Genomic DNA, 7,183 nt, shown 5'->3' on the forward strand with positions numbered 1-7,183 from the left:
ACGCAGTCGGGGCGGGGCGGGGGCGGGGGTGCGGCCCGGGGGCGGCGGGGGCCGGGGATTCAGGTCACGACTCGGTACGACTCCGGGACGAAACAGCTTTCGCATCTTGCTGAAACATCTTGCAGGGCGCTAGGTTCCACGCCACCCACCCCTTGCCCGAGCGCCCCCGAGGGAGAGCCCTGCCGTGGCCGACGCCCCGTACCGCCCCCAGCGCCGCACCACCCCCCACCGCCGCCCCGCCCGGGCCGCCGTCCTGCTGGCGGCCTCGCTGATCGCCGCCACCCTGGGCGCCGTCCCGTCGGCCGTGGCCGCGCCCGCCAGGCCCGCCGCCCCGCCGTCCGACAAGGACCTGGCGGCCACCGCCGCCCGGCACGACCTGACCCGCGAGCAGTTCTACTTCGTGCTGCCGGACCGCTTCGCCAACGGCAGCACCGGCAACGACACCGGCGGCATCACCGGCGGCCGGCTGGAGAACGGGCTCGACCCCGCCGACAAGGGCTTCTACCACGGCGGCGACCTCAAGGGCCTGATCGACCGGCTCGACTACATCCAGGACCTGGGCACCACCGCGATCTGGATGGCGCCGATCTTCAAGAACCAGCCCGTGCAGGGCACCGGCGCGGACGCCTCGGCCGGCTACCACGGCTACTGGATCACCGACTTCACCCAGGTCGACCCGCACTTCGGCACCAACGCCCAGCTCAAGGAGCTGATCGACAAGGCGCACAAGCGCGGCATCAAGGTCTTCTTCGACGTCATCACCAACCACACCGCCGACGTCATCGACTACGCGGAGAAGACGTACGACTACCGCTCCGAGGGCGCCTACCCGACCCTCGACGCGGACGGCAAGCCGGTCGACGAGACCGCGGTCGCCGACGCCCGGGCGCAGTGGCCGGACACCGGCAAGGACTCCTTCCCCTACACGCCGGTCTTCCGCGACAAGGCCGGGACCACCGCGAAGACCCCGTCCTGGCTGAACGACCCCTCGCTCTACCACAACCGGGGCAACTCGACCTTCGTCGGCGAGTCCGCGACCGAGGGCGACTTCTCCGGCCTGGACGACCTGGACACCCAGAACCCCGAGGTCGTCGCGGGGATGGAGAAGATCTACCGGCAGTGGGTCGCCGAGACCGGCGTCGACGGCTTCCGGATCGACACCGTCAAGCACGTCAACCTGGCGTTCTGGGAGCAGTGGGCGCCCGCGCTCAAGCAGTTCGCGGCCGAGCACGGCAACAAGAAGTTCTTCATGTTCGGCGAGGTGTACTCGGGCGACCCGGCGGTCACCTCCCCGTACGTCACCCGGGGCAAGCTCCAGGCCACCCTGGACTTCGCCTTCCAGGAGGCGGCCCGCGCGTACGTCTCGCAGAACGGCTCGGCCAAGGCGCTCAGCGCGCTGTACGCGCAGGACTACCGGTACACCACGGCCGACACCGACGCCTACGAGCTGCCGACCTTCCTCGGCAACCACGACATGGGCCGGTTCGGCTCCTTCCTGCGGAGCGACGACCCGGGCGCCTCGAACGACGCGCTGCTGGCCAAGGACCGGCTCGCCGACGAGCTGCAGTTCCTGACCCGCGGCCAGCCGGTGGTCTACTACGGCGACGAGCAGGGCTTCACCGGCGCGGGCGGCGACAAGGACGCCCGGCAGGACATGTTCGCCTCGAAGACCCCCTCCTACAACACCGACACCGTGATCGGCGGCGCCCCCGGCTCGAAGGACCGCTACGGCGAGGACGGCGCGCTGTACCGGGGCATCGCGGGCCTGGCGAAGCTGCGCAAGGACAACCCGGCGCTGGCCGACGGCGCCCAGGTCGAGCGGTACGCGGCGGACGGGCCGGGCGTGTACGCGTTCTCCCGGATCGACGCCAAGGAGCAGGTCGAGTACCTGGCGGCGGTCAACAACGCGGCCGAGCCGAAGACCGTCGCGCTGGACACCTTCTCGGCGGGCATGGACTTCGACGGCCTGTACGGGTTCAAGGGCAGGGTCACCAGCGGGGCGGACGGCAAGGTGACGGTCACCGTGCCCGCGATGTCCTCGCTGGTGCTGAAGGCCGAGCACAGGCTGGCCAAGCCGGCGGCCGGTCCGTCGGTCACCGTCAGCGTGCCGGACAGCGGTTCGTACGGGACGGTCACGCTGGGCGCGGACGTGCCCGGCGGCGGGTTCAACCGGGTCACCTTCGCGGCGCAGGTCGGGGACGGCGCCTGGCAGACGCTCGGCACCGCCGACAACGGGGCGTCCGGCTCCGCCGGCCACGTCACTTTCAAGGTCACGCAGGACCTGGCCGGCGTCGCGCCCGGCACCGTGGTGCGCTACAAGGCCGTGGTCCAGGACTCGGCGGGCCGACTGGCCTCCGCCACCGGGCAGTTCACCACCGGGCAGCAGCCGCCCGCGCCGGTGCCCAGCGCGGTGACCCGCGAGTACGCGGTGGTGCACTACCAGCGCGAGGACGGCGACTACGACGGCTGGAACCTGTACGCCTGGGGCGACCTCGCCGACGGCGAGGCGACCACCTGGCCGGCCGGGCACGGCTTCGTCGGGCGGGACGCGTACGGGGCGTTCGCGTACGTGAAGCTCAAGGGCGGGGCGTCCGACGTCGGGTTCGTGGTGGAGAAGGACGGCGCCAAGGACGTCGACCAGGACCGGCACGTCGACGTCTCCGCCACCGGCGAGGTGTGGATCAAGCAGGGCGACGCCACCGTCCGCACCGCGAACCCGGACGGGGCGCAGCCGGTGCCCGAGGGCAAGGCGGTCATCCACTACCGGCGGGCCGACGGGAACTACACCGGCTGGGGCCTGCACGACTGGACCGGCGCCGCCACCCCGACCGACTGGGGCAGCCCGCTGGCGCCGGCCCGGCAGGACGCGTTCGGCGCGGTCTTCGAGGTGCCGCTGGCCGAGGGCGCGACCAGCCTCAGCTACATCATCCACAACGGCGGCGACAAGGACCTGCCGCAGGACCAGTCGCTGGACTTCGCCACCGCCGGCCGGGAGGTCTGGATCATCGGCGGCCAGGAGGGCCACCTGCTGCCGCAGGCCGGCGGCACCTCCTCGCAGCTCGACCCGGGCTCGGCCAAGGCCCAGTGGATCGACGCCAGGACCGTCGTGGTGCCCGCGAACTACGGTGCGGGGGACGCCCAGTTGAAGGGCGGCACCAGCGCCCAGCTGGTCTACGACCCCGCGGGCGGGCTGAGCGTCGACCAGGGCGTGCTCTCCGGGCCCGGCCACTGGATCAGGCTGAACCCGGCCGCCGGGCTCACCGACGCCCAGAAGGCGAAGTTCCCGCACCTGGCCGGGTACCGGGCGTTCACCGTCGACCCGCGCGACGCGGGCCGGACCACCGCCGCGCTGCGCGCCCAACTGCTCTTCACCGAGCACCTGCCGAACGGCGCGGCGCTGGCGGCCACCGGCGTGCAGACCCCCGGTGTGCTGGACGACCTGTACGCGGCGAAGGCGGCCTCCGCGCAGCTCGGCCCGGTGTACTCGGTGCGGAAGGGTCACGGCTGGTTCGGCCGCGACGAGCGCAAGGTGACGCTCTCGCTCTGGGCGCCGACCGCGACCGGGGTGGCGGTCCAGCTGTTCGACAAGGCCGTCGGCGGCACGGCGAGGACCGTCCCGCTGAAGCGCGACGAGGCGTCGGGGGTCTGGTCGCTGACCGAGGACGCCGAGGAGCTGGACGGCAAGTACTACCTGTACCAGGTGAAGGTGTGGGCGCCGAGCGTCGGGCAGAACGTGGTGAACACCGTCACCGACCCGTACTCGACCGCGCTGTCGACGGATTCGAAGCGCAGCCTGGTCGCCGACCTGTCCTCGGCGGCCACCAAGCCCGAGGGCTGGGACCGGCACCGCAGCCCGGAGCCCGTCCCGGCGGTGAAGCAGCAGATCCAGGAACTGCACGTGCGGGACTTCTCGGCCGCCGACAGCACCGTCCCGGCCGACGAGCGCGGCACCTACCTGGCGTTCACCCGGTCGAAGTCGGCCGGCATGCGGCACCTGAAGGAACTGGCCGACGCCGGGGTGACCACGATCCACCTGCTGCCGACCTTCGACATCGCCACCATCCGGGAGAACCGGGCCGAGCAGAAGCTCCCGGCCTGCGACCTGGCCGCGCTGCCCGCCGACTCGGACAAGCAGCAGGAGTGCGTGGCCGCGGTGCAGGCCGACGACGCCTACAACTGGGGCTACGACCCGCTGCACTACAACGTGCCCGAGGGCTCCTACGCCACCGACCCGAACGGGACGGCGCGCACCGTGCAGTTCCGCGAGATGGTGCAGGCGATGCACGAGGCGGGCCTGCGGGTGGTGCTGGACGTGGTCTACAACCACACCGCGGCGGCCGGGCAGGACGACAGGTCGGTGCTGGACAAGGTCGTGCCCGGCTACTACCAGCGGCTGAGCGACAGCGGCAAGGTCACCACCGACTCCTGCTGCGCCGACACCGCGCCCGAGCACGCCATGATGAACAAGCTGGTCGTGGACTCGGTGGTGACCTGGGCCAGGCAGTACCGGGTGGACGGCTTCCGGTTCGACCTGATGGGCCTGGACCCGAAGTCGACCATGCTGGACGTGCAGGCGGCGCTGCGCGGGCTGACCCCGCAGCGGGACGGCGTCGACGGGAAGAACGTCTTCCTGTACGGCGAGGGCTGGAACTTCGGCACCGTGGCCGACGACGCCCGGTTTGTCCAGGCCACCCAGGCCAACATGGCCGGCACCGGCATCGCCACCTTCAACGACCGGATGCGGGACGCCGGGCGCGGCGGCAACTACCAGCTCTCCTCGGCCGCGCAGCAGGGCTTCGCCTCCGGCCTGTTCACCGACCCGAACGGCTCGGCGGACAACGGCACCCCGGCCGAGCAGCAGGCCCGGCTGCTGCACCAGATGGACCAGATCAAGGTCGGCCTGACCGGCAACCTGGCCGGGTACCGGTTCACCGACACCGCCGGGAAGGCCGTCACCGGCGCCGGCGTGGACTACAACGGCGCGCCGACCGGCTACGCGGCCAACCCCGGCGAGGCCGTCGAGTACCTGGACGCGCACGACAACGCGGACCTGTACGACGCGCTGGCGTTCAAGCTCCCGCAGGGCACCGCGCCCGCCGACCGGGCCCGGATGCAGGCGCTCGGCCTGTCGCTGACCGCGCTGGGCCAGGGCCCGGGCTTCGCCCAGGCCGGCAGCGACCTGCTGCGCTCCAAGTCGCTGGACGCCAACTCCTTCGACTCCGGCGACTGGTTCAACGCGATCTCCTGGGACTGCCGGCAGGGCAACGGCTGGGGCCGCGGCCTGCCGATGGCGGCCGACAACAAGGAGATGTGGGACCGCGCCAAGCTGCTGCTGGCCGATCCGAAGCTGCGGGCGGGCTGCAACGAGACGGGCAGCTCCACCGCGATCTACCAGCAGTTCCTGCGGATCCGGCAGTCCTCGCCGCTGTTCGCGCTGCCCACCGCGGCCGAGGTGCAGCGCCGGCTGTCCTTCCCGCTGTCCGGCACGGCGGGGGAGCACCCGGGCGTGATCACCATGCACCTGGACGGCACCGGGCTGAAGGGCGCCGAGAAGGGCCTCACGGTGGTCTTCAACGCCACCCCGACCGCACAGAACCAGACCGTGGCGGGCCTGCGCGGCAGCCGGCAGCAGCTGCACGGGGTGCAGGCGCGGGGCGGTGACCCGGTGGTCAAGCGGGCAGCCTTCGACCCGGCCACGGGGACCTTCACGGTGCCGGGCCGGACGGTGGCGGTGTTCGTCCAGAACTGATGGTTTCCCAGCGGTAACAGGGGCCTCACCTCCGGGTGGGGCCCCGTCCCGTGTTGGCCGAAAACCGATGCCACGCGGCGATGTTTGGCACGGACCTCCTCGAATGCGTCCCATCTACCGGACCGTGGGCGGCCGTTGACCGGACCGGGGCGCGGTCATTAATCAGTCAATCCGTGGCATGCATCTGTCATTCACGAGGTGTTTGCTGCCAGGATTCCCCCGGCTGCGGAGCGACAGGTAGCCCCGACCCCCGCCGGTGGAACCCTCCCCAGGACTCCGGCGGCCGCAGCCCGGCACGCGTACCCCACGTGCCCGGTACCGCGTACGTGCACCGCACCCCGCGCCGCGAACCGGCGGCAGGGGCCCCCGCTGCGCCGCAACCGCGGCCAGATTCTCTCCACCGCTCGTGACCCCGCGACGGTCGGTAAAGGAGTCCCGCATGTCTCGCCGCACGCATGCCCGCGTGAGCATGGCCGCCCTCGCGGCCACCACCGCCCTACTGGTGACCGCGATCCCGGTGGCGGTGGCCCAGGCCGCCCCCGCCACTCCCTCCCAGACCGGCCAGGCCGCCTCCCCGCAGGCGGTGGCCGGCCACGCCCAGCTGCTCTCCGACGCGGGCAGCCGCTCGGCGACGTTCGCCCAGGACCTGGGCCTGGGCTTGGCCGAGAAGCTCGTGGTCAAGGACGCGTCCAAGGACGCCGACGGCACCCGGCACTTCCGCTACGAGCGGACCTACGACGGACTCCCGGTGCTCGGCGGCGACCTGATCGTCCACCAGGCCGCCAACGGCACCACCAAGGGCGTCGACCGGGCCTCCTCGGCCACCCTGACCGGCCTGTCCACCACCCCCAAGCTCGCCGCCGCCAAGGGCCAGGCCGCCGCGCTGGCCGCCCAGTCCGGCTCCGCCCTGGAGACCGCGCCCCGCCTGGTGGTCTGGGCCGCCGACAACAGCCCGCGGCTGGCCTGGGAGACCGTGGTCTCCGGCGTCCAGGAGGACGGCACCCCGAGCAAGCTCCACGTGGTCACCGACGCCACCACCGGCGACGTGATCCAGAAGTGGGAGGGCATCGAGACCGGCACCGGCAACGGCGTCTTCGTCGGCAACGTCACCCTCGGCACCTCGCAGTCGGGCTCCAACTACCAGCTCAAGGACCCGACCCGCGGCAACATGTACACCACCAACCTGAACAACGGGACCAGCGGCACCGGCACGCTGTACTCGAAGACCACCGACACCTGGGGCGACGGCACCGTCTCCAACAAGGAGTCCGCGGCCGTGGACGCCCACTACGGCGTCGCGTCCACCTGGGACTACTACAAGAACACCTTCGGCCGCAACGGCATCCGCAACGACGGCGTCGGCGCGTACAGCCGGGTCCACTACGGCAGCAACTACGTCAACGCGTTCTGGGACGACAGCTGCTTCTGCATGAC

Annotated in this window: 2 protein-coding genes; both read left to right on the forward strand. The window is 71.9% G+C overall.

The features are described from left to right. Nucleotides 1-184 precede the first annotated feature (184 nt). Nucleotides 185-5,749: a pullulanase-type alpha-1,6-glucosidase gene (gene pulA / locus K353_RS12540; protein WP_111553654.1), complete on the forward strand. Its 5,565-nt coding sequence runs from the start codon at nt 185-187 to the stop codon at nt 5,747-5,749. Nucleotides 5,750-6,188: 439 nt separating this feature from the next. Continuing rightward, a partial coding sequence (locus K353_RS12545) for a M4 family metallopeptidase (protein ID WP_370447592.1) occupies nt 6,189-7,183 on the forward strand: 995 nt, incomplete at its 3' end.

This window comes from Kitasatospora sp. SolWspMP-SS2h, from assembly GCF_003259315.1.
GTDB lineage: Bacteria > Actinomycetota > Actinomycetes > Streptomycetales > Streptomycetaceae > Kitasatospora > Kitasatospora fiedleri.